The sequence below is a fragment of the Mastigocoleus sp. MO_188.B34 genome, assembly GCF_030065675.1.
Taxonomy (GTDB): domain Bacteria; phylum Cyanobacteriota; class Cyanobacteriia; order Cyanobacteriales; family Nostocaceae; genus Mastigocoleus.
Genome location: NZ_JASJDK010000043.1, coordinates 28,562 through 51,717, shown reverse-complemented (window position 1 = coordinate 51,717; position 23,156 = coordinate 28,562). Strand labels below are relative to the sequence as shown.

Here is a 23,156-nt window from a genome sequence, read left to right as displayed (position 1 = left end):
TAAGACAAGATATCCTGGTAGTTTGGGCAACAAATTGCACTATTCACGTGATAATTGTATAAAAGCAGCTTAATCTGAATTAATCAGTTAAAAAGAATCAATCATCGATCGATTAGCAGTTAACAAGAATAGTTAACACTCAAAAGATTAAGTCTCGCTGGTATTCATTGCTGTGTTGAGAGTCGAAATCCTTAAGGGGAAATATGTTTAGAAAACTAGTTGGCATTTTTGTAGCTACTTTATTATTAACATTTCAGTTTTGCCTGGGTAGTGCAACAGCAGTAGAATTAGATACAGCTACACGCACGGTACCTTTAAATGATAAGGGTGATGATGTTGTCCTAAGTCTCAAACAGATTAAAGAAGGTAAGCGGTTGTTCAGATTCGCTTGTGCCGATTGTCATCTTGGTGGTGTAACCAAAACTAACCAGAACGTTGGGCTAGATCCAGAAACTCTGGCTTTAGCTACACCTGCTCGGGACAATATTCAAGGTCTTGTGGATTACATGAAAAATCCCACTACCTATGATGGTGAAATCGAAATTTCTGAATTGCACCCCAGCATGAAAAGCGCAGATATTTTCACAGAAATGAGAAACCTAAATGAAGAAGACTTTGAAGCGATCGCAGGTTACATCCTTTTGCAGCCTAAGGTTGTTGGTAAAAGATGGGGTGGTGGCAAAATATACTTCTAGACTTACAGAGGTCAAAGTATATTTATAAACTTTTTTGATTAAGCCTAAGTATATTCAATAAAGTAGCAGAAGGTGAAATCTTAACACAGATTTAGATTCTTCTGCTTTTCTATTTGGGTTTCCTGTTAGTGGCTAGCATAACTTAACCTAACCTGGTTATCATATTCAGACTCCTAACCCCTGATTCATGACCACCGGCTCCTAATTCTGCGAGTTTAGGATCGTGCTTTCAGCCTCACAATTGTAGGCAATTATTAAAAAAAAAATTCTATCTATGACAAAGCGTCATATTTTGGTAAATTTTATTTACAATGAATGATATTGAAAAATTTAAATTTTTCCACCCTACTCCCAAGACTTAGGATTTCAACACTTCCGAGAGGTTTTATGAAATTATTTGCAGCAAATCTACAACGTATTGGTTTAGCGATCTGCGCTATCTTCTTTTTTGTCAGCAGCTTTGTTGTATTCGTAGATAGCGCTGCCGCCGAAACATACACAATCAAGCTTGGTAATGACAAAGGAATGTTGGCATTTGAGCCTTCCAAACTAACAGTTAAGCCTGGTGATACTATTAAATGGGTAAATAATAAAGTTCCTCCCCACAATGTGGTTTTTGACAAAACCCAAAATCCTGCAAAAAGTGCCGATCTAGCAAAGGGACTTTCCCATAAGCAATTACTAATGAGCCCAGGTCAAGAATTTGAAACTACTATTCCTGGTGATGCTCCTGCTGGCGAATATACTTTTTACTGCGAACCCCATCGCGGTGCTGGCATGGTCGGTAAAGTTATAGTTGAAGGTTAGTAGTTAGTAACACTTAGGAATGTGGATGAAATAAATGAAAAAAATAGGGTGCTGTTAGCATCACATAACGCACCATTTCAAATTTCATAATTACAGGTTATTAAATTCTCATTCCTTAGTTCTAATTTGTCAGACCCAGCATAAATAATTTTTGTTTGTACACAATAATAATATCGGGATATCCGATACTACATCTCCGATTTGAGTGCATTCAAAAAAATGAGTAAGTGGTTCCAAATTCTATTTCTTATCATGCTTTACCCTAACTGTATTGGCAATAAAGAAATGAATTTGGAACCACCCACCAGATAACTAACTAATCAAACTTAATAATCTAACCCTGTGACCTGAGATTATTGAAAATCTGAGGTTTTTGTTTTTATTTGTCTCTGTTGTCGTAATTTACGAAGCCGCAAAATCAAATTTCTCTGGTTTTCTTTGGAAGAAGATGAGACTTGGGTGCGGTTTTCTAAACTACCTTTATTATTCTCTGGAATAATTGGTAAACGCTGAGATAAAAACCCAGGCTGAGAAGTTTGATTATAAGAAGTTTGATTATTTCGACGGTTATCAGTAGCTTTGTCTGTTCTAACTACAGATTTAATAACAACTGGTGATGAAGATGATTTTTCTGTGTTAGTAACTCCGCTACCAGGAACTGCACCATTTGGTGAAGGACTAAATTTTAAATCCCGTTGGTCTTTAATAGCACGCAAACGTTCGCGGAGATTTAGGGTGTCACTTGGTTCAAAAACAACATTAAAAGAAAAATACTTAGGTTTTCCAGTTGCCTTCATTGGATTTTTCTGGAAGTAGTTTTTGAAGTAGTCTCTGACAGCAACTTTGAGATTAGATGATACTGATTTATCTAGCAATTCAAAGTAATTAATTTTACCTTCGCCATCGACAACTAAACCTCCCTTAACATTAGTAGCCTTTTCACCTTTCGGTAAGTCAAGGCTAGGTTGCAGTGGAACCGCTTGCATTTGAATGTTGGGAGTAATCTGTTTTGCTCTAGCAATAAGTTCGGGTTCAGTAACGACTTTCTTCCGAGATGGAGACTTAACTTTGACTTGGGGTGTTTGAACGTTATTTACCTGTGGTGAATTTGTTATCCCCGTAACCAATCTTGTTCTGGAAGTCAGACCATTAGTATTATTTGTGACATTTAATTCCCTCGACGAGTTATTTAAAATTTGGTTACCCCGAGGTAAAGCACCAACAGAGGTGATATCCTCAGAAACCGGAATTGGTTTTCCTGGTAACCTAGCAGGCATTGCAGCTGGATTTACCCTAGGTAAACTAGCTTGTAAATCTTTTCGAGCGTTATTACTAGTATTAGTTCCAGTTGCTACTTTTGCTCTTAACTGCTGATTTGCTCCGGCATTAGAATTCTTAATAGGATCCTCAAACTTAAGTTCCGGTCTACTAGCACTCCAAGATTTTTTCGCTCCAAATCTATCTTGCGGACGTATGCGAAAAGGATTACTTTGTCTTGTTTTAATTTGCCGATTTTTGGGTAAGGGATCTATTCCCAATTCACTTCGTGATATGGGCAAAGGTGGCATGATTTGATTCGAAGCAACTGGAGGTGTTACCAATGGAGGAGGAGCTAATCTTGGTAACGGAGTGGCTTTTGTCGCAAATTCAGGCAACTGAACACCCGTTTGCATATTAGCTTGTAGATTAGGCGTTATGTTTGTGGAATTTGTTTGGGGAATACGTTTCTGGTCGGCTTGGTCGAGTTCAACAAGTCCAACAGTTTTCGGAATTTTGACTTCTTTGGTTTTTTTTGTCTCTACCGGCATTAAGGGCAGCAGAAAAGCAATGACACCATGAATACCAACGGATGCTAGTGCCGCTATCCCTACAGGTTGACTAAAAAAATCTGGTATGGTTTTCAGCAATGAGACGTAAGACATAGTAACTTGTTTTCGTTCACTCGGCTCTATGGAAATTGTGTAATTTTATTGTCTAAAGTTCTTAATTATTTCCAACAATGGCTGAGGAGGAGCACCCCTCTACAAATAATAACTTCTTATAAAGATACTGAAAACAGAACACGTTTAAGAGTATTCTGGCTGTTATTTTATCAGTTTAAGTTATATATTACTGGGATTCAGGCTATATGGATGTGATTTTGCTTTCAAAATCATGAATCTTAAAAATATCTAGATTGTAATTGCACAATCAAAATTGAAAAATAAGGCAATTTTAAGTTACTTAAATTAGTTAAGTCGGGATGTAATACCATTTCCTCTGAAGTTGCTTTTTCTACTACAAAGCTCGATTTTAACAAGTTGCGTTGTTGCAAAATCTTCCAAACTTTAACGTACACAGAACTAACTTTCATCAGTACAACAACCTCAGCCCACTCTAATGCAGTTTCGAAATCGTTCATGGAATAGATTGCTGGTAAAACTGCTAATTTCTCATCTTTGATTGTGAGAGGTATACCTAATACAGCCGCAGCAGCCATTGGAGAACAAACTCCTGGTATTACCACAACTATTACATCAGGATAAAGTCTCCTCAATGTTTGAGCTAAGTATGTAAATGTACTGTAGAAACTGACATCCCCAACACAGGCAAAAACTACATCTAGACCAGTTTTTAAACGTTCGTAAACAATTTTTGCTGCTTCTTCCCAAGCATTTAATAGTATTTGTTCGTCTTGTATATAGGGAAAGTTCAGATGTAACAGTATTTGTTCTGGTTGTAACCATCGACTAATAATTTTTTCTGCCATTCCAGGTTTACCTTGTAAACCAGAAGGAAATGCTACCACTGGAGAATTTTGTAAAATTCGTAATCCTTTAACAGTAATTAATTCTGGATCGCCGGTTCCTACGCTTAGACCGTAAAAATTGCCTATTGGCATTGCCACAAATTAGTAAAATTAACCTATAAGTTTATATTATTAATAAAGGAATACAAAAAAATAATACAAAAAAATCAAGCTTTCAAAATAAGACTGCAATGCCACTACCAACAGTTATTTTGCCGGGATATTTTGAGTCTGCCAAATCCTACCAAAAATTAGAACAATCTCTTAAAGAACTAGGTTTCCCTGCTGTAACTGTGCCTTTGGGAAGAAGGGACTGGATACCGACACTGGGAGGAAGCTCTTTCATTAATATTCTCCAAAAATTAGATAAAACGGTCAAAAATGTCCTCTTTGAATTTGATGTTCCCCAGATTAATTTAATCGGTCATTCCGCAGGAGGATGGATCGCCCGAATTTATCTAGGAGAATTACCTTACTCCGGAAGAAGTAATGATAAATCGTTACCATGCAATGGGCATAAACTGGTTGCAAATCTAATTACTTTAGGTACACCCCATTTTAGTCAAGAACGCTGGACGCGCCGGACGATTGATTTTGTTAATCAAAACTACCCTGGGGCATTTTATAAGGATGTAAATTACATTTGCGTGGCGGGGAAAACAGTTTTTGGTAACAAAAAGTTAGGTAGTTGGTTGGCTTATAACAGTTATTTATTAACTTGTGGCAAAGGGGACACCTGGGGTGATGGTATTACCCCCATTGAAGCTGCTCATTTAGAAGGTGCTCAAAATATTGTGATTGAAGATGTTCGCCATTCCCCCAAAAGCCCGCAAAGGTGGTATGGCTCCCCAGATATACTTAGTACCTGGGCTAATTATCTAAGTTAAGTTATCTTGTTTACATTCTGAAACATTTCTTAATGATTATTGGTTAGAATTGTAATAAAACTACAATTTTCTGGAAAGGAAGCTTCAGTAATGCAAATCAATCAATTCGATTGGGTAATTAGGAGAATTGCAACAATTTTATCGGTTGTAGTCTTAACTTTGAGTCTAATCGCTGCTTTTAGTGGTATTTTGCTATCTTTTTACTACGAACCAACCGCAGGCGGGGCATATACATCCTTGGAGGCTATAACTCTCCAAGTTCCTTATGGTTGGTTTTTCCGTAAAATTCACAGCTTGGCTGGAAATGGAATAATAGCGATCGCTTTAATACAAATTGTGGTGATGTTTTTAGGCAGACAATTTCGCCGCAGTTGGTTGGGTGCATGGGTTAGCGGTATTCTCTTAGCTCTTACGGCGATTGGGCTTTCTTGGACTGCAATTATTTTGGCTTGGACCCAGGAAGGATACTGGAGATTTAATATTGAACTCGGTACAATTCAGGCGATTCCCCTGGTTGGAGTTTGGTTAAAAAACATTCTGACTGGCGGTGGAGCAATTAATTCAGTAACAATACAACACCTTTACACTATCCATAGCTATCTCCTCTCTGTAGGTGTAGTTGTACTGGCTGTAGTTCACCTATCAAGTTTGATTTGGCAAGAAAAACAAATGAAGGCCACAAATGTGGTTTTATCGGAAGAACGAGAAAAATTAAATCAGGCTGTTGATGTATCACTAGCAGAAAGTTGAGATAGCTTTGCTAGTGGGAATTCTTCTACTTCAGGCAATTTGTCTAAAGATAGGCGATTTGATTGAGTTCCTCCAGAAAGACGCTTAAGTAAAGTTGGTCTGGGATCGTGGAGCAGATAAATAATGCGATCGCCAATCTGCCATTGTTGGGAGGCGGGCATGACCATGAGATGTTTTTCTCGTTCCATAAGTAGGGGTACCAAGTCCCCTCCTTCTACCAATTCTTTGAGAGATTCTTTTTGATTTTCAATATCTGATTGGCTGAGTGTAGTAGTTAGCAATTTTACTTGCCCATTATTTAAGTATTCATTCCATCGCTTAATTGCCAAGTCAGAAACAAATGCTTGATTGACCTTCTGACTATTATTTACAGGAACTTTGGCGGTAGGATCTCTCGGATAAACAGCCAAAACCCTTGGAGGGTCGAATTCTTCTGCTGCTCTTTGTGCCAATACAAAATTGACTTCACCATTATTGGTGGCAGCCAAAAAAGTTCCCATCGATCCCAGACCCGCTCCTTCTAATACTTCTACATCAAATGCACTGCTAGCAATGACCTGAATGTTTCGAACTTCGGCTTGTTCGCAGGACTCTGGGTTGGTGTCAATCATTACGACTTTTTCTCCCCGCTCTTGGAAGAAGCGGGCAATTAACATACTCAAGGGGTTACAGCCGACAATTACAACTCCCGTAGCTTCTTTAGAAGTGATTTGTAAACAATTAGCTAGCCAACCTGCTGTTAGTCCCTGACAAACTACCGTTACGATAATCGTCAAAAAGACCAAAGCTTTAATGGCATCACCACCGTTAATACCATGCTGAGTTAGCAAAATTGCAAACAAGGAAGCAACAGAAGCTGAAACAATTCCCCTTGGTGCAATCCAACTTAAAAATAGTTTTTGTCGCCAATTAAAATTGCTATTCCAAGTACATAGCAAAATATTTATTGGGCGCACGATAAACATTAGTGCTAAGACACTAAATAAACTACCCCACCCTAAGGCTAATAAACTGTCAATTGATAGATCTGCAGCTAGTAATATAAACAGCACAGATACACTTAGTATGGTTAATTGACCTTTAAATTGACGTAATTGGCGCTCTTCTGGGACTGAAGAATTGGCAAATACAATCCCTGCGACTACGGTGGTCATTAGTCCAGATTCGCTGCGGATATTTTGGGATAGTGCAAATAAACCCCATAATCCTGCCAGCACTAGTAAGTTTTTTAACTCGAAGGAGAGGAAATTCGCATGTTTGAAAACTAAGCTCATGATCCAACCACCAACACCACCAATTACTGCTCCGACTCCCAAACGCAGCAACAAACCAATGGCAGCATTAACTGGACCAGCATCACTGTTCAAAATTGTGTCGAGGACGACAACGGCAAGAATAGCTCCAACAGGGTCAATTAAAACTCCTTCTCCTTCCAGTATTGCTGCTACTTGTCGCTCGACTTTTATATGTTTGAGTAAGGGAGTTACTACTGTAGGTCCAGTTACTACAACTAGGGAGGCATATAGGAAAGCGATTGGCCAAGGGAACTCGCTTAGCCAGTGTGCGGCCATGCTACCCCCGAGCAGTGTCACCAAAGTGCCTAAAGTTACTAGCAACTGCAAAGTTGTAGAAACTTTACCCAACTCACGCAGGTCTAAATCTAATCCACCCTCAAACAAAATAATCGCTGTGGCAAGGGCAACAATTACCTCTAAGCCAGTTCCTAGCATTTGAGGATGTAGCAGCCCAATGCCATCAGAGCCAAGCAAAATACCAAAGAACAACAAGAATACAATGCCAGGCAATTTAAGATAGGCAGCAAGTACTTGAGCACTAATGCCTGCGACGATGGTTATCACCATCTGCAAAGTGATTTCAAAAGATTCTTCCATATTCGAGATTTTGATCCATATATTTCAAAATCTTTTGTTAAGAATAGTAAAGACTAACTGCACTGGCTGCAATACTATACCCTTGCTAAACGGGGAAATACAGATAGTTTTTATACTCATGTTCGGGGAAATAAACAAAATTTTACCCCCTTTGTCAAACGTTAGGCAGAAATATTTGCCCATTAGGATTTAATTTCCCATCGATTGTACATAAGCTCTAATCCTTGATATACGGCAATTAAATGTAATTTGTTTTGACATTTTCATTTAACATATACATCTATTTTAATTTAGTAACACTAAAGCTTTCCTATAGTATACTTTTGTCTTGCATTGAATTGTCTTAAAGATTAGTCAGGTCTCAAAGTCTATATACTTATAAATGACGTCAAATCAAATTTGGCAGAAGTTAAAAATGGCGAATGTAAAACCTAGAGCTTAAGGCAATATTCCCCTAGTTACTGGCTGGATCTTCACCTCTGTTTTTCAAAGGTAATGTGAGACATTTTTAATCAACAGGTTGATATTCTTTTCTTGACACAATACTAGTATGCTCCTTTGAAGTTGAGGATTTTGTATTTTGACCCGGCCAAAAATTTGCTCAAAAACTGTTGACACAAATAAGAAACTCCGCTAAATTATTAAAAGTCTGATGCACAGGCCCCCATCGTCTAGAGGCCTAGGACACCTCCCTTTCACGGAGGTAACAGGGATTCGAATTCCCTTGGGGGTATACAAAGAAAAATCATTATAAAATAATAGCTGCGACGTAAATTAATTTATGTCGCAGCTATTATTTTTTTAGGTCGGCAATAATTTAAAATGCTGAGAAATTTCTCGGAAATTTAAAACACCAGAAACATAGCAGCAAACTTTACTGTTTAATTTGATATCTTAGCTTAAACCTAAAGCTTCTATGGACTTTATTTAAGATTAAATTATTAGTTTTTAATATCTTCTTATTTTTTAAGAATATTTTATCCTAGATATATGTTTACTAATGACTAAAATATAAGCTTAATTTATTTGTTATATTTGATATATTTATTGATATTAAAAATCTGTAAACCAAGTATAAAGATGGTCTTTAAGGTAGAGAAGTATTGATTTTCTCTACCTAATTCATCGCAAATTCTAAGGGTAGCTAAACAAGTTTTCTGTCCGTTGGCGAATAGCTAACAAATTTGAACGTAAGTCATCGCTCATTCGACGTTCAATTAATCCTACTGGCATTGTTAGTCTGGGTAAAACTTCAATGGTGTAGCACAGACTTGTTGCAACTTCCCCCTCTAAATAAATCGGTGCTAACAGCCAATATCCGCAGAAAACTTTGAAATCTCCTTCAACCATCTCGAAGCAAATCTTGTCGGGGAAATATTCTTCCAGATCGAGAACAACTCGTGCCGAGAAATTCATCCGTAATAATTGCCCAGAACCTATTTGTTCTAATCTAATGCCGCCTGTAGGATGTGGTAAGAGGCGACTTTTTACAAGGTTAGGGACGAACTGAGTTAAAGCCTCATAATCTGTAAGGACTTTCCAGACCTGTTCTATTGGGCGGAGAATATGGATTTTAGCGCTAATGCGTCGTTGTCGCTCAGAAATTTTTTCGACTTTGACATCAACAGCTTCTGAATTAACCGCGTCTGCAGTCAAATTCTCCTGATTTGTTGTGCTGTTGCTAAAAGCGGAAAAATTGATTTTTTTAGGCGCGTAATGTTTTTCAGTTACTTTCATTTGGTGGTTCAGTTTCCTCAGCAAATTGTGGCAAAGTCAAAGTAAAACAAATTTTGCTTAATTCGGAGTTGGGAATTTCAGAACTGTCAACAGCGATCGTTCCATTAAGATGCTGTACATAAGATTTTACCAACGCCAATCCTAAACCAGTACCGGGAGTCCACCGACCTTTACCCCGACGGAATTTATCGAAAATATATGTAGCTTCTTCTTGAGATATACCCCTACCAACATTAATGATTTTAATGGATATTTTATCTGTGGAGTCAGAAATTTGGTGTTCTGCTTGCAATTCTACTTTTGTATCAGGTTCGGAATATTTACAAACATTTGATAGTAATTCAGTAAGAATACGCTCAAAACTCTCTATTTCCGTTTGGAGTTCGAGTGAATCTGCTGGTAATTCAAATAAAATTTCTAATCCTTTATCTGAGAGTTTTTTCTTAAAACGTTCTGTAATATCTTGAATTTTAGTATTTAAATCAATGCTTTCTAATTGGGGACGCTCTTGATGAGTTTCTAATTTTTGCAGTGTGAGCAGATCGTTAATCAAGTCAATTTCTTTAGTACATTCTTCTTCAAGAATATTTAAGTATCTTGCTTGACGTTCGGGATCTATTCCCTTTTGACGTAGATTACGCAACGCCATCCGCATATTCGTCAAAGGATAACGTAGACGATCGCTCATATTGCTGAGAAATTCATCTTTAAGCTCGTTGAGTTCTGCTAGCTGTTTTACGTACTGGCGAGTTCTTTCGTACAATTTGGCTTGAACTTCTAAGCTACCCTGTAACTTATCGGTACGCTCATCTACTAAAGCTCGAACCTGTCTTAAAGTTTGATTTTGGATGATCGCGTTACTTAATTGAGCGCATACCATTTCCACCATATTTAATTCAGCAGGCTTCCAACAGCGAGCTACGGACTGTTGTAGCGCCATAAATCCTAGGACTCTTCCTTGACTTTCCAAAGGGACTAAAAGTAATGCTGGAAATGCATCCAATGCGAATACTGGTGCAATTCCGGATGTATCACCACGACGACGGTCGGAATTATTGTTAATTACTACTGGTTTACTGGAATCAGAAAAAGCACGCCGAGATAAACCACAGTCTTTTAGCCAATAAGAAGCATCTTCGGCAGATTCCGATTGATCAACTACAATGTTATCCAGATTTCTTGACCATTTACCCACTATTCTCGCTTTGGCTTTAGGAATATCTTCCTTGGAACGATTCCAGCGAAACAAGGGATTAGTATATTTTAAGGATATTAATAAACCACGATCTGCTTCCAATGCTTCAGCCGTCGCTGCTATAGCAGATTGGAGCATTTGATTTAGCTCCAGGTTGCTGCGACTCAAAATTGTTAACTGCTGAATTAAACTTTGATGAAGAGCACAAGTTTCCACATACTTTTTCTGGGAAGCAATCAACTGGGTTTGTGCTAATTGTGAAAAAGCGATCGCACATGATGATTCAATCGCTCTGAGTAGTTCTTTTTCTGAATCTTTCCACTCATAGGGCTGGGATTTAATCAGAAAGACTACGCCATCAATTTTTCCGCCAAATCTGGTGGGAATTACCAGCACCGACTTGATTGGTAAGGGTAAATGCCCGTGAGCGATCGCCAAAGTATTATTAATTGAATTAATATCTTCAATTTTTGGCGGCTCAGATGCAAATACTAACTCATGTTTTTCCCATTGATCGCTGGATAGGATTTCATTTGCATGTGGTAAATCTAAGTCTTTAGGGGCACACCAATTTGCTGTAATTGTCTCTCCCGTACTTCCATTAGTAATTGTAACCAAGCAGCAACAATCGACTTTAAAAGCCAAGCCTAGTAACTCGGCAATCTCTTGCAGCATATCTTCTGGAGTTGGGCTATTAGCAATACTTTGATTAATTTTTTGTGCTAACTGGTGGGCATCATATTGCTCATGCTGCATCAGCTTAACCCGGTACTTTTGTTGTCGATCTATATCTAATTCATCAGAGTATTGCGGCAAGGACGATAAACGCTTTTTTCTTCCTGGTACACTCTTGGATAATGACCCCATTTTATTTGTTCCCAACTCCTGGCATTTCCATAATCCTCGATCGCTTTGGCTGCACCCTGATGAACTCATATATTTCTGAGCAATATCTCTCACTTGTTATAGCTCTTTTATGTTTCAGATGACCAAATAATTTGACTACATAATCTGAATAATTTTTAACATTTTTGTATAAACAGGCTCATACTGAGTAAAAGTACTAACACATGTTTATATTTAAAAAGCTACAAGGAAAGAATGTAAATTAGGTTAGACGAATTAATGAATTCACGACTCCCTAACTCTGATTCAGAATATCCTTTGAGTAAATCTACATAAACCGTAAATACTCTATAATTCAGATCGATATACGCCAAGAGGAATCCGCGTTAACACTGATGAATTCAAAGAAAATGTGATACTTGTAGTTTTGGTTTTATTTTTACTTAAGTATTATGATTAAATGTGATAACACCTCAAAGTCAAAACTGCCAAATTTACCCAAAGGTGAATTTGAGTGAATTTACTCAGTATTCTTTGACTTTTCCCTTAAAAACAAATGCTTAGCCTGATATTCTTAAGTCTCATTACATCTTAAGTGGGAATTTAGTCCTTTGTGGTTAATTTGGCAATAGTCTACAGGGTTTATACTCAAATAAAATAACTCATAATTTAAATTAATATAATTAAAACTAATTATTGCTATAAGTTTTTTGATTAAAATATTTTACATTCAAATCAGAAACTGCCAAAAAATTCCTATAACTACAAATTCTTGTTGCAATAGCAGCCCAACCATCCCAAGATTGAAATCTTAAATGTGGCTGGGCTGCACTTTGCCGAACTATATAGTTATCCGGCTAAACTCTCAACACTCAAAGGTACCATATCGCCATTTCTTGTTAATCCTAAAAGCATTGGTTGTTGGGGTTGAATTAAATGACCAGTGAGAACACAACGTTCTTCTTGTTGAGCGGTTGCAGCGATACTGGCTCTAATATCAGTTTTGGAAAATCGCGGCTTCCAATCTCCCGATTTTTGCTGAACATAATTCCACAGAATATTTCTGATCAGGGCTTGATATCCCTGATTGCCCGCAAGTTCTTTAAGTTTATCCTTGAGTTCTCGCTCCAAGCGAATGCTAGTAACTTCCATGTCGGTGGTGGGAGTGCGAGTAATTGTATGCATGATTTTTGCTCCTTTTATGTACAAAACTATAGACAGGATAGTAATACAAGTGTAGTATCTTTAAAGAAAGGATCAAACAAACAATTCTTATATAGGTGAAATTTTCTGTGATATTAACTCAGCCCATCTCTACTTCCTCGCATTATTCCCACGGCATTTACAGTCGGGAATCAGGCGCAATGGGAGTGGAGTTTTTATGTGTGGGCGTAAATAGCCTGAAAAGGCGGTTAATTGCAGAATTTAACAAAGATCGTGAATATACCAATTTTATATATACAAAAATTCGTGGGCGAGATTTAGCACCCCAACGAGAACGAAAACGCGGGAGGTACAGGTCGAGAAATACTGTACCAATGAAGGACTAAAAGACTGAAAGTCAATTCCAAGCCCCCGCTTCCGACCATGTTTGAAGCGGGGGTTTATTTATGAGGAGTCAAGCTGTGACAAGCGCAAGACAAATCTTAGAGCAATCTGTGGTGGTATTTTCTCAAAATTACCTACCATTGTCTCGTATAAACATTAAGCGAGCAGTTGTACTGCTTGTTACAAACAAAGCAGAACCCATCGAATTAACAACAGAAAAAGGATGGCGATTTCATTCACCAAGCTTAGTTCTTTACGTACCCAGACAAATCCGTCTAAAAACTTCTTCTGGCGAACGGATATGGAAAGTTCCCTCCGTTAATCGCCGAGAAGTACTGCGGCGAGACCACCATAGTTGCCAATATTGCAGTAGCGTTAAAAACCTAACATTAGACCATGTCATCCCTCGTTCTAGAGGCGGTCAACATACTTGGGATAACGTTGTTACTGCTTGCGAAAGGTGCAATTTCCGCAAAGGAGACAAGAGTCCCCGAGAGATGGGGATGAATTTACGCACAAAGCCCAAGGCTCCAATCCACCCAGCAATTTTGTTTGCTGAAGAATTTTGGAAGAGCGTTGCGCAAGAAGCAAACCTGGAATAACAGGAGAGCATGAGGAATGCTGAAATTAACTTATATGGAAACTAACTTTCACCTTGAATACCTCACTCAGTCTTTGGAGGATTGGGTACAGTCTAGAGTGATTTTAGCGCTGCGAGTTTGTCAACCTCTATGCGTGGAACCAAGTACTGCATCTTTTTTGCTTCCTGTTGATGTCTTGGGACTGGAAACACTTCAAGCCGAAGCCAAACGCGAAGATAGGGAAGTTTTCAGTTTCTGTGTCTGTGATTCTGAATGTGTAGAAGTAAGTCTCAAGGGTGCTTGGTTATCAGATGGCTGTGAAGATGCAAATGGTTTATTTGTAACTGCAATTAACGATCGCACTGAATTTTTCCTCCACAAACTATGGTTGGAAGCACAGAGTTGTGCATCGGTTATGAGTGATTAAGAAGCTAGTGGGTTTGCTTTTTTGCGACCCATTAGTTTTTTGGCGTTAGCGGAAGCGTGGCGTATGACTGGCGTCACGCTCCGCTAAGAGCCATAAGCACTGCGTGCGTGCCTGCCTGCCGCCTGCCGCCGCTTCGCGCTTTGCGCGCGTTCTTAGTGGTAATTGGTGATTATTAAATTTAGCTCGTTAGGATCATAAACTGATAACTAAAATGAATTACTAAAAAGAATTTATTAAAAATTAATTATTAAAAGTAAAATAATTTCTTCTGTAATACAGTTGTAGTATAATGTAGATAAGAGGGATGCAGGAAAAAATAGGTTAAAGAGAAAATGCTGAGAGTTCACTTAACCTTCAAGTTAGATATCTCTGTTGGAAATTTTCAATTCAAAGCTTTCCAAAACCAGAATAAACAAGTAAAAAATATCAATATTTCTCAAGAAAAATCCGAATTAAGGAGGAATATAAACAACAAAATACCTGAATATGTGAATAAAATACAATCGATTTATTACTTAGAACGTCAATGCTTTTGGTGATGATATGACAACTCAAATTGAGATAATTCGAGCAGATATTACTACCCTTGAAGTAGAAGCGATAGTTAATGCTGCGAATAATTCTCTTCTTGGAGGTGGCGGTGTGGATGGAGCAATTCATCGTGCTGCAGGACCTGATTTACTAGAAGAATGTCGTTTGCTAAATGGTTGTCCTACAGGAGAAGCAAAAATTACTAAGGGATATCAATTACCAGCAAAATACGTCATTCATACTGTCGGTCCAATTTGGCAAGGTGGGACACAGAATGAACCAGAATTATTAGCTTCTTGTTATTTTTCCTGTTTGCAATTAGCAGTTGAAAATCAAATCAAAAGTATTGCTTTTCCTGCTATTAGTTGTGGTGTTTATGAGTATCCACTTCAAAAAGCTTGTAATATTGCCCTTGAGTCAACTTTGAATTTTATTCAGGGCAATGATGATTTAGAAAAAATCATATTTGTTAGCTTTAATGATTCCGTTTATCAAATTTATCTCAATGCTCGGCAAAAATTAGGTTTTTAATAAATAAGTTTGACAATATTTAAAAGATGATTTTTTAAGTAAATAATTTTTGATATCAAATTACATCAAAATATATGTTGCAATTATGGTGTGTTACGACTGGACATTAAATTTAATCTAAAAAATATATATTCTCTTAAGTGCTTAACACATCTTTATACATTAATCTTATGTGGCGGTGCGTTACGGCGCGGTGATGAAAAGTAACCTTAGAAAAATATTATTTGCGCGCCTAACACACCCTACTGGACTGACACAGCTAAAATAGTGCATTAGCAAAATCCAAAAATCATTAATTGAAATAAATTTTAGGACAAATCTATTGCATCATTTTAGGCGTGTCAGTCTACTACGATGTCTTTTTTTTTGAAAATATCTAAATATTTAACAGAGCAATATTATGACAATTTATTTTTATAGTGCTCGTGAAAAGCCTTATGGTTGTTTTTCTAATTTTTCTCAACATGGTTTTAAGCTAGATGGAGATTGGTGGATAACTAGCGAACATTATTTTCAAGCCCAAAAATTTGTCGAAACCGATCACCTTTGGTTTGACAAAATACGAGATGTCACAACTCCAAAAGATGCTGCAAATATGGGACGTTCTCGCCAGCACCCACTACGCACTGATTGGGAAAGTGTGAAAGATGAAATTATGTATCAAGCAGTATTGTGTAAGTTTCAAAATCATCCCGATATTCAAGAAATTTTGCTTGCTACTAGTGATGAGTTAATTATTGAAAATGCACGAAGTGATTATTACTGGGGCTGTGGTGCTGACGGTAGTGGAAAAAATAAATTAGGAGAAATTTTGATGAAGGTGCGTAACATTTTGCGAATGCAATAAGTTTGTTTTGGTAATTGGTATACGCCCGCACTGCTGGTGCAGTGTTAGCGAAGCGTGACGCGTAAGTGTCATATGGTAATTGGTAATGGGTAATTGGTAATTGTTAATGGTTAGTTTTTTATTCGTATATGTCTTATGGGAAATAATACTAATAATATAAATATGCGTCCTTATGTAGGGGAAGTAGATTTAGAAGCGATCGCTAATCTAATTAATGTTTGTGATACGACTTATCAGTTAGATCAAAAAACATCAGTTTCTGAACTAAGAAATGATTTCAATACTCCTAGTTTCAACCAAAAAAGCGATATATGTTTATGGGAAAACATTGATAACAAGCTTGTTGGTTTCGGTTCTTTATGGATAACTGAACCAAGTGATGTTATTGATGGTTATTTATCTATTTACGTTCATCCTAACCTTAGAAACTATACTCTCCAGTCTGAGATTATTCGGTGGGGTGAATCAAGAATGCGTCAGGTAAGACAAGAGCGTGGTTTTGAAGTTAAGCTGCGTTCTCGCTGTCGAGATTCTTTTTCTGAACGAATTGCGATTTTAAAAAATCACGGCTTTACTATTGATCGCTACTTTTTACGGATGGAGCGATCGTTATCTGAGCAAATTCCCCAACCAGATTTCCCGGAAGGTTTTACTTGGCGTCCAACGAACCCAGAGCAAGATGTACTTAAGTGGATAGAGCTATTCAATGATTCTTTTCAAGACCACTGGAATCATCATGATGTAACATTGGAAGACTTACAGCACTGGCTTAAGAGTGAAAACTATAGATCTGACTTAGACTTGATTGCAGTTGATTCTAATGGTAGATTTGCTGCCTGCTGTTATGGTGAAATCTTTCCAGAAGACAATTTACATAAAGAATATAAAGAAGGGTGGATTAGTATTTTAGCAACACGGCGTGAATTTCGTCGCATTGGATTGGGAAAAGCTATTTTATTGAGGAATTTACACCAACTAAAAGCTGCTGGGATGAATGTTGCAAAATTGGGTGTAGATGCAGATAATCCTAATGGTGCATTGAAATTATACGAATCCATAGGGTTCAAAAAAATTTATACAACTCTTTGTTTTGTAAAAGATGTTTCCTATGAAGATGTTTGATTCAAGTTCAGTTATGGCGCTACGCGCAAGTAAAAAGTCAAAAGTCAAAATATGACCTACGGTACGCTGTCGCTAGGTGCTAACAAAAGTATACTGACCGCGTCTACGACATTAGTGTAACGTGTCCGTAGGACAAACAGAACAGCCTGAGAACGCGCTGCGTCTAACACCAATGTCATAAACTAAACACGTAGTGCTATAAATGGTTGTTATCCGCCTAATAAGCAATTATCTATTACCAATTACCAATTACCTATCACCCATCAATTAAATCGGCAAACGGTTAATATCTTGATTGCAGCCAATCACAACAATTGCTGTACCTGCTTCTAGACGTTGACTTGGTTCCGGATTGATTTGAAATTTACCATCATGGCTGACTGCAATCACGTTTATACCGTAACGATTACGAAGTTGCAATTCAGCAATAGTTTTATGATGAAAATCTTCGGGAACAATACATTCAATAATGCTGTTATCTGGATCGAGTTCAAATCTATCCAGAATTGATGGTTTAGTCAGTGTTCTTGCTAGAGCGCAACCTGCTTCATCTTCAGGGAAAACAACATGATCCGCACCGACTCGGCGCAATAATTTGCTGTGGACTTCACTAGAAGCTTTGGCTATTACCCGGGATACTCCGCCTTCCTTTAAATTAAGAGTAGTAATGATGCTTTCTTGGATGTAATTACCAATGGCAATTATTACCGTATCAAATTCGAAAATTCCTGCTTCTTCTAAAGCACTGGCTTCTGTAGAATCTAATTGTAAAGCATGACCAGTAATTTCGTCTGTCAGGGCTTTTGCAACCTGCTTTTCATCTACATCAGTGGCTAGTACTTGGTAGCCCATCTTATGTAGACTGGAACAAACAGAACGACCAAAACGACCCAATCCAATTACAGCAAATTGCTGATTGTCTTTACGCAAGCCGCGAAAAAACGCAAATGATGACAGACTCACTCTATAGTTCCTTACTTAATTATTGCTGTTTAGATTAAAGGCACAAAATCGGACATTTAAAATCAGTTGTTGATTTCATTGTTGATTGAGCCCGATAATATCTAGTTTAAATAACTCTAACTTTAATTGCACTAGTTAAACTATGCTTCATACTAAAACTACTTTTCAACTTGAGTGAAGGATTTTATAGGAATTTGTTCTTTTTTAGTTAAACATACGGCAATACCTTTTTCATAATAAGCAGCTTCATTAATAAAAACTGGATAAACTGTTGATTCACCTTCATAAAAAATAGTTTTTCCTTCAAAGTTTAGAAACAGTGGGTCGCCAGGATTAAGAGGTGCATAATCTTTAAATTGTAATCGTGGATGAATCATTGCTTGTATCCCCTCTTCATCTCGTGGATAGTCAACGATCTCGGTACATCGATAAATGGTTAGTTGGGAAGGTGCTGTTGGTGCTCGACCTCGGTTATAAGCGTCGATGTAGTCGAGAATCATACACAGTAGTTTTTCTGTTTGCTCAAAAAACCATGCATTCAATACTCCTTGAGCAATTGGTCCAACTTCAATAGTTAATCCCAATTCAAATCTCGATCGCAAAAAGCAGCGATCGTGACTTTGCTGCCATTGGTAAACTTTAATTGTTGGATCGATACTGCTTAAATAAGCTGCTAATTGTAGATTGAATGGGCGATCGCTAACTGGAATAATGGTCAATCCCATATTAGCGGTGGTACTATGCAGATCGAAAATCGCATCAACTTTAGAATTTTCTTCTGCGGCTAATACTTGATGAATCACCTTGGCTTGTTTGTCTTCGTAACTGGAACACTGGGGATTTCTAAGGTCTTTAATAGAAAAACAACGGTTTAAGTCCCGATCTACATAACGTCTTGCTACTGCAAATGCTTTGGGGTTTGCTAGTAGAGTTATGGTTTCAAAACTAGAGCGTTTTACTAAGTCGGGAAAACTTTTCAACTTTTTTACTAAATAAGCTCCTGTAAATTCATTACCGTGAGTTCCACCAATGATTGCAAGTCGTCTGATGTGATTTGCACTCATAAAATATATTTCTCCTTTGTTTGAGAGAATTTTTTAATCTTTTTGAAGAACCTTTAATTCTTGTTCCCTCTAAAAACTATCTTCTCAGGTCTTTAGCTTAAAAACCTTGTCTGTTATATGTTTCAGTTTTATTCAGCAAGCCCTAATTACGTTAGGACATTGGTAAATGCTGTTCTTCATAGATGTACTAAAACCTATATAGCACTACATCGTTAGGTTAGGAGATTTATAAATCATAAGATCTATGGGACTTACGCATTCGTTACCAACTTCCAATGGTTTGGGATGAACCGCACCTACGGTGAATGCTATTTCCTTACGGAAATGTTTTGCTAACCTATCGTCGCAATGACCGTATTTATGTTGTCCGTGGGAAAGTCCTGATCGATATATAGTAAGCTTTTTACTTATGTCCTGCGGACACGCATTAACGTAGTGTGACCGCAAGGTCATTACCTACGGTACGCTCCGCTAGGCGCTAATGAATTTTTACTTGCGCGTAGCGCTATATCTATCCCACAAGTAAATTTTCCTCAGGATAGTGAATACTAGTAGGTCGGGGATCGCCCAGAATCGCAGACATTAATAACAGTACCCCAACCCTACCAATATACATAGTGACAACTAAAATCAACTTAGCTGGAATTGATAAAGCAGCAGTGATACCAGTTGAGAGACCAACTGTAGCAAAAGCAGATACTACTTCAAAGAAGATTTCTAAAAATGACAAACTGGAATCAGTAAGGGAAATAAAAGTAGTAACAGCAATCACAGTTGCGACCGAGCCAACCAAAACACCAATGGCTTTGAGAACTAAAGGAATTGGTATTCTGCGTTTGTACAACAAAACCTCTTCTTTCCCCTGCAAAATGGTTTTGGTACAACTTGTTAAAACTCTCAAAGTTGTGGTTTTCATTCCCCCACCAGTACCACCAGGACATGCACCAATAAACATAAAAGCTATTGTGATAAATAACCCGGTATTAGTCATGCTACCAATATCAATACTGTTAAAACCAGCAGTTCTAGTGGTCACTGATTGAAACAAAGCTGCTAAGAATTGTCCGTCAAAATTTAAGCTTTTTAATGTTTCGATATTTCTTAACTCCACACCAAAAAATGCAATAGTTCCAACTACCAACAAAAATATAGTGGTGCTAATAGCTACTTTAAAATCTAAAGAAAAAATTTGATTTTCTTTTCTTCCCTGAAATCGATCGCGCAACCAAACAAAAGTTTCTAAAATTACTTGATAACCAATACCGCCAAAAATAATTAACCCACTAATAGTAAATATCACTAGTTTTGACGACTGATATCCCGACAAGCTATCAGCAAACAGGCTAAAACCAGCATTATTCCAAGCACTAACGCTATGAAAAATAGCTAGCCATAGTCCCTTACCCCATCCATGTTCGGGTACGAATCCCCAAAGTAGTAATAATATGCCTGTAATCTCAAAAATTAAGGTAGTAGCAATAATTGAACGAATGATTTTGGCGCTACCTTGCATCCCTCTACGGTCTAAAGCTTGCTGAATAGCCATTTTCTGTCTGAGGTCAAATCTACGTCCAGTTAGCAGAATTAGAAAGGTCGTAGTGGTCATATAACCCAAACCACCAATCTGAGCTAGCAATAGAATAAATAATTGACCCCAAAATGAAAAATATGTACCGGTATCCACCACAGCTAAGCCGGTAACGCAAACAGCCGAAGTTGCAGTGAATAAAGCAACAATTGGGTTATTCCAAGCACCATTGCTAGTAGAAAAAGGCATCATCAACAAGATAGTCCCAACAGCAATAACTGTCAGAAAACCCAAACAAATTGTACGAGAAACAGTCATGTAAAAATATGAAAACAAATGATTACGTAGGATGATTTAGTTGGTACTATCCCGACGGAGAAAAACACCCTAATTCAAATAAAAACACATGGTAGCCTAACTTTATGTAGATTTAAATTCTGACTTTTCTTAACACTGCTTGCTTCATGAGTGCAACAATATACCAACGAATTCAGCAATTTTACGATGCTTCTTCTTCATTATGGGAAGAAACTTGGGGCGAACATATGCATCATGGTTTCTATGGTGTAGATGGTAAAGAGGAAAAAGACCGAAAACAGGCACAAATAGACCTGATTGAGGAAATACTTAGTTGGTCAGGGGTGGAACAAGCAAAAAATATTTTAGATGTGGGTTGTGGGATAGGAGGTAGCAGTTTATACTTGTCAGCAAGATTAGGTGCTGAGGCGACGGGTATTACTTTGAGTCCGGTACAAGCGAAACGAGCAAACCAACGCGCTCGCGAACTAGGTTTTGCTGCTAGAACAAATTTTCAAGTTGCAGATGCACAAGAGATGCCATTTGCAGATAATTCTTATGACTTGGTGTGGTCACTTGAAAGTGGCGAACATATGCCAAATAAAACCAAGTTTATCCAAGAATGCCATCGCGTGCTCAAACCTGGTGGAAAACTTATCGTAGTGACTTGGTGTCATCGACCTACGGATAGTTTACCCCTAACAGCACAAGAGGAAAAACATTTAGCTGAAATTTATCGGGTTTATCACTTACCTTACGTGATTTCTTTACCAGAATATGAAGCGATCGCTCAGAATATTTCTTTAAACAATATTCGTACTGCTGATTGGTCGCAAGCTGTAGCGCCATTTTGGGATCTGGTAATCTTATCGGCATTCAATCCCAAAGCAATTTTCGGTTTGTTGACATCTGGTTGGGACACGATACAAGCTGCTTTGTCTTTAGGTTTAATGAGCGAAGGTTACAAAAGTGGGTTAATTCGCTTTGGTTTGTTATCTGGGACGAAGTGAGTAATGAGTAACAAGTAATAAGTAATGGGTAATGAGTAATTGGTAATTTGGTCTTCCCCATCCTCCCACACTCTCCACACTCCCCACACTTCCCACACTCCCCACACTTTCCCCAATTCCCAATCCCCAATCCCCAATCCCCAAATCATGAGTCAAATAACCAGACAATTAAGACCTCAAAGTAATTGGTTTTATTCTTTGTGGAAATTTTCCCGCCCACATACGATTATTGGTACAACCTTAAGCGTATTAGGCATATATTTGATAGTAATTTCTTTAGTGCCAGATTCTGAATTAAAGTTAGGAGTGTTTTTTGGTACTTGGATTTCTTGTTTGCTTGGAAATATTTATATTGTCGGATTGAATCAGCTTGAAGATGTGGCAATTGATAGAATTAACAAACCACATTTACCACTTGCTTCGGGAGAATTCTCACTGCGTACAGGTAGGATAATTGTTATAACTACAGGTATTTTATCTCTGCTTCTTGCTTGGTCTCTCAGTCCATTTCTGCTGGGAATGGTATTTATTAGTTTGGCAATTGGTACCGCTTATTCTTTACCACCTATTCGCTTGAAGCGTTATCCTTTTTTCGCTGCATTATGTATTTTCTCAGTGCGAGGAACCATTGTAAACTTGGGTTTATTTCTGCACTTTAGTTGGGTATTTAAACAATCACAAATCATTCCACCACCAGTTTGGGCGCTAACTTGGTTTATCCTAGTTTTTACCTTTGCGATCGCTATTTTTAAAGATATCCCTGATGTTGATGGCGATATTGAGTACAATATCACTACTTTTACTATTCAATTAGGAAAAGAAACTGTTTTTAATTTGGCACGTTGGGTTTTAAGTGTCTCTTATGTCGGCATAATTTTAGTTGGGTTTTTGGATCTTGAGTTTGTTAACTCTTCCTTTTTAATGTTTTCCCATTTAGCTGCGCTGATTTTAATGTGGTTTAAAAGTAGAGACCTGGATTTGCAAGACAAAATTGATACAACTAGTTACTACCAATTTATTTGGAAGTTATTCTTTGTTGAATATTTGATTTTCCCTTTTGCATGTCTTTTGGCTTAGACTGACTAACTTGTTAGTAGCTATGTTCAATAG

Annotated in this window: 22 protein-coding genes and 1 tRNA gene; 12 read left to right on the top strand and 11 right to left on the bottom strand. The window is 37.7% G+C overall.

Annotated features, from left to right (window positions below; genetic code table 11):
- Positions 1-203: 203 nt before the first annotated feature.
- A complete protein-coding gene (psbV, locus tag QNJ50_RS12670) occupies positions 204-695 on the top strand; it encodes a photosystem II cytochrome c-550 (RefSeq protein WP_300635788.1) in 492 nt (163 codons plus the stop codon).
- A 387-nt stretch (positions 696-1,082) separates the two neighbouring features.
- Entirely contained in the window at positions 1,083-1,502 is a 420-nt protein-coding gene (gene petE / locus QNJ50_RS12665; protein WP_300635787.1) for a plastocyanin, read from the top strand.
- 353 nt (positions 1,503-1,855) lie between these two features.
- Here petE and QNJ50_RS12660 read toward each other — a convergent pair whose 3' ends face one another.
- Together QNJ50_RS12660 and QNJ50_RS12655 are read right to left on the bottom strand one after the other, a co-directional pair.
- A complete protein-coding gene (locus QNJ50_RS12660; RefSeq protein ID WP_300635785.1) occupies positions 1,856-3,424 on the bottom strand; it encodes a hypothetical protein in 1,569 nt (522 codons plus the stop codon).
- Between the two features lie 239 nt (positions 3,425-3,663).
- Positions 3,664-4,383, bottom strand: a complete 720-nt coding sequence (locus QNJ50_RS12655; protein WP_300635783.1) for a precorrin-2 C(20)-methyltransferase — start codon at positions 4,381-4,383, stop codon at positions 3,664-3,666.
- 98 nt (positions 4,384-4,481) lie between these two features.
- Here QNJ50_RS12655 and QNJ50_RS12650 point away from each other — a divergent pair, with 98 nt between their 5' ends.
- The gene (locus tag QNJ50_RS12650) at positions 4,482-5,177 is read left to right on the top strand and encodes a lipase (protein ID WP_300635781.1); all 696 of its coding nucleotides are present in this window, start codon (positions 4,482-4,484) and stop codon (positions 5,175-5,177) included.
- A gap of 90 nt (positions 5,178-5,267) precedes the next feature.
- Positions 5,268-5,927 (top strand): cytochrome b N-terminal domain-containing protein, encoded by a 660-nt coding sequence (locus QNJ50_RS12645; protein ID WP_300635779.1) that lies wholly within the window; start codon positions 5,268-5,270, stop codon positions 5,925-5,927.
- Here QNJ50_RS12645 and QNJ50_RS12640 read toward each other — a convergent pair.
- Entirely contained in the window at positions 5,894-7,819 is a 1,926-nt protein-coding gene (locus QNJ50_RS12640) for a cation:proton antiporter (RefSeq protein ID WP_300635777.1), read from the bottom strand. The two genes, QNJ50_RS12645 and QNJ50_RS12640, sit on opposite strands and share 34 nt — an antisense overlap.
- 660 nt (positions 7,820-8,479) lie before the next feature.
- On the opposite strand from QNJ50_RS12640, the gene QNJ50_RS12635 reads away from it, so the two are divergent.
- Positions 8,480-8,552: transfer RNA gene (locus QNJ50_RS12635), tRNA-Glu, on the top strand.
- Between the two features lie 401 nt (positions 8,553-8,953).
- Here the strand turns inward: QNJ50_RS12635 and QNJ50_RS12630 are convergent.
- The 3 genes from QNJ50_RS12630 to QNJ50_RS12620 form a co-directional block, all read right to left on the bottom strand.
- Positions 8,954-9,556 carry an SRPBCC family protein gene (locus QNJ50_RS12630; RefSeq protein WP_300635775.1) on the bottom strand — a complete coding sequence of 201 codons (603 nt, stop codon included), beginning with the start codon at positions 9,554-9,556 and terminating at the stop codon, positions 8,954-8,956.
- Entirely contained in the window at positions 9,543-11,618 is a 2,076-nt protein-coding gene (locus tag QNJ50_RS12625; RefSeq protein WP_300635798.1) for a GAF domain-containing protein, read from the bottom strand. Before QNJ50_RS12625 ends, QNJ50_RS12630 begins: the two co-directional genes overlap by 14 nt.
- Before the next feature lie 828 nt (positions 11,619-12,446).
- Complete coding sequence (locus tag QNJ50_RS12620) at positions 12,447-12,782, bottom strand: hypothetical protein (RefSeq protein ID WP_027841734.1); 336 nt, start codon at positions 12,780-12,782, stop codon at positions 12,447-12,449.
- Between the two features lie 440 nt (positions 12,783-13,222).
- On the opposite strand from QNJ50_RS12620, the gene QNJ50_RS12615 reads away from it, so the two are divergent.
- The 5 genes from QNJ50_RS12615 (at position 13,223) to QNJ50_RS12595 (ending at position 17,184) form a co-directional block, all read left to right on the top strand.
- Positions 13,223-13,747 carry an HNH endonuclease gene (locus QNJ50_RS12615; RefSeq protein WP_300635772.1) on the top strand — a complete coding sequence of 175 codons (525 nt, stop codon included), beginning with the start codon at positions 13,223-13,225 and terminating at the stop codon, positions 13,745-13,747.
- A 16-nt stretch (positions 13,748-13,763) separates the two neighbouring features.
- Positions 13,764-14,153, top strand: a complete 390-nt coding sequence (locus tag QNJ50_RS12610) for an alr0857 family protein (RefSeq protein ID WP_300635771.1) — start codon at positions 13,764-13,766, stop codon at positions 14,151-14,153.
- Positions 14,154-14,696: 543 nt separating this feature from the next.
- Positions 14,697-15,215 carry an O-acetyl-ADP-ribose deacetylase gene (locus tag QNJ50_RS12605; protein WP_300635769.1) on the top strand — a complete coding sequence of 173 codons (519 nt, stop codon included), beginning with the start codon at positions 14,697-14,699 and terminating at the stop codon, positions 15,213-15,215.
- 400 nt (positions 15,216-15,615) lie between these two features.
- A complete protein-coding gene (locus QNJ50_RS12600) occupies positions 15,616-16,062 on the top strand; it encodes an NADAR family protein (protein WP_300635767.1) in 447 nt (148 codons plus the stop codon).
- Between the two features lie 135 nt (positions 16,063-16,197).
- Positions 16,198-17,184 (top strand): GNAT family N-acetyltransferase, encoded by a 987-nt coding sequence (locus tag QNJ50_RS12595; protein ID WP_300635765.1) that lies wholly within the window; start codon positions 16,198-16,200, stop codon positions 17,182-17,184.
- 267 nt (positions 17,185-17,451) lie between these two features.
- Here the strand turns inward: QNJ50_RS12595 and QNJ50_RS12590 are convergent, their stop codons facing one another.
- The 4 genes from QNJ50_RS12590 to QNJ50_RS12575 form a co-directional block, all read right to left on the bottom strand.
- Positions 17,452-18,147, bottom strand: coding sequence for a TrkA family potassium uptake protein (locus QNJ50_RS12590; RefSeq protein ID WP_300635763.1), 696 nt, complete (start codon positions 18,145-18,147; stop codon positions 17,452-17,454).
- A gap of 158 nt (positions 18,148-18,305) precedes the next feature.
- A complete protein-coding gene (locus QNJ50_RS12585; RefSeq protein ID WP_300635761.1) occupies positions 18,306-19,211 on the bottom strand; it encodes an aspartoacylase in 906 nt (301 codons plus the stop codon).
- 204 nt (positions 19,212-19,415) lie between these two features.
- Positions 19,416-19,664: a hypothetical protein gene (locus tag QNJ50_RS12580; RefSeq protein WP_300635759.1), complete on the bottom strand. Its 249-nt coding sequence runs from the start codon at positions 19,662-19,664 to the stop codon at positions 19,416-19,418.
- Between the two features lie 58 nt (positions 19,665-19,722).
- A complete protein-coding gene (locus QNJ50_RS12575; protein WP_300635757.1) occupies positions 19,723-21,057 on the bottom strand; it encodes a TrkH family potassium uptake protein in 1,335 nt (444 codons plus the stop codon).
- A 146-nt stretch (positions 21,058-21,203) separates the two neighbouring features.
- Here QNJ50_RS12575 and QNJ50_RS12570 point away from each other — a divergent pair, with 146 nt between their 5' ends.
- Positions 21,204-22,046, top strand: a complete 843-nt coding sequence (locus tag QNJ50_RS12570) for a methyltransferase domain-containing protein (RefSeq protein ID WP_300635755.1) — start codon at positions 21,204-21,206, stop codon at positions 22,044-22,046.
- On the opposite strand, the gene QNJ50_RS12565 is transcribed toward QNJ50_RS12570, so the two are convergent.
- The gene (locus QNJ50_RS12565; protein WP_300635753.1) at positions 22,029-22,214 is read right to left on the bottom strand and encodes a hypothetical protein; all 186 of its coding nucleotides are present in this window, start codon (positions 22,212-22,214) and stop codon (positions 22,029-22,031) included. The two genes, QNJ50_RS12570 and QNJ50_RS12565, sit on opposite strands and share 18 nt — an antisense overlap.
- Between QNJ50_RS12565 and QNJ50_RS12560 the strand changes: the two genes are divergently transcribed.
- On the top strand, positions 22,194-23,123 hold the full coding sequence (locus tag QNJ50_RS12560; protein WP_300635751.1) for a homogentisate phytyltransferase: 930 nt from the start codon (positions 22,194-22,196) through the stop codon (positions 23,121-23,123). The genes QNJ50_RS12565 and QNJ50_RS12560 overlap by 21 nt on opposite strands.
- Positions 23,124-23,156 lie beyond the last annotated feature (33 nt).

Coding starts and splice junctions, on each gene's coding strand:
- psbV (WP_300635788.1), top strand. CDS start 204: ATGTTTAGAAAACTAGTTGGCATTTTTGTAGCTACTTTATTATTAACA.
- petE (WP_300635787.1), top strand. CDS start 1,083: ATGAAATTATTTGCAGCAAATCTACAACGTATTGGTTTAGCGATCTGC.
- QNJ50_RS12660 (WP_300635785.1), bottom strand. CDS start 3,424: ATGTCTTACGTCTCATTGCTGAAAACCATACCAGATTTTTTTAGTCAA.
- QNJ50_RS12655 (WP_300635783.1), bottom strand. CDS start 4,383: ATGCCAATAGGCAATTTTTACGGTCTAAGCGTAGGAACCGGCGATCCA.
- QNJ50_RS12650 (WP_300635781.1), top strand. CDS start 4,482: ATGCCACTACCAACAGTTATTTTGCCGGGATATTTTGAGTCTGCCAAA.
- QNJ50_RS12645 (WP_300635779.1), top strand. CDS start 5,268: ATGCAAATCAATCAATTCGATTGGGTAATTAGGAGAATTGCAACAATT.
- QNJ50_RS12640 (WP_300635777.1), bottom strand. CDS start 7,819: ATGGAAGAATCTTTTGAAATCACTTTGCAGATGGTGATAACCATCGTC.
- QNJ50_RS12630 (WP_300635775.1), bottom strand. CDS start 9,556: ATGAAAGTAACTGAAAAACATTACGCGCCTAAAAAAATCAATTTTTCC.
- QNJ50_RS12625 (WP_300635798.1), bottom strand. CDS start 11,618: ATGGGGTCATTATCCAAGAGTGTACCAGGAAGAAAAAAGCGTTTATCG.
- QNJ50_RS12620 (WP_027841734.1), bottom strand. CDS start 12,782: ATGCATACAATTACTCGCACTCCCACCACCGACATGGAAGTTACTAGC.
- QNJ50_RS12610 (WP_300635771.1), top strand. CDS start 13,764: ATGCTGAAATTAACTTATATGGAAACTAACTTTCACCTTGAATACCTC.
- QNJ50_RS12605 (WP_300635769.1), top strand. CDS start 14,697: ATGACAACTCAAATTGAGATAATTCGAGCAGATATTACTACCCTTGAA.
- QNJ50_RS12600 (WP_300635767.1), top strand. CDS start 15,616: ATGACAATTTATTTTTATAGTGCTCGTGAAAAGCCTTATGGTTGTTTT.
- QNJ50_RS12595 (WP_300635765.1), top strand. CDS start 16,198: ATGGGAAATAATACTAATAATATAAATATGCGTCCTTATGTAGGGGAA.
- QNJ50_RS12585 (WP_300635761.1), bottom strand. CDS start 19,211: ATGAGTGCAAATCACATCAGACGACTTGCAATCATTGGTGGAACTCAC.
- QNJ50_RS12580 (WP_300635759.1), bottom strand. CDS start 19,664: ATGACCTTGCGGTCACACTACGTTAATGCGTGTCCGCAGGACATAAGT.
- QNJ50_RS12575 (WP_300635757.1), bottom strand. CDS start 21,057: ATGACTGTTTCTCGTACAATTTGTTTGGGTTTTCTGACAGTTATTGCT.
- QNJ50_RS12570 (WP_300635755.1), top strand. CDS start 21,204: ATGAGTGCAACAATATACCAACGAATTCAGCAATTTTACGATGCTTCT.
- QNJ50_RS12560 (WP_300635751.1), top strand. CDS start 22,194: ATGAGTCAAATAACCAGACAATTAAGACCTCAAAGTAATTGGTTTTAT.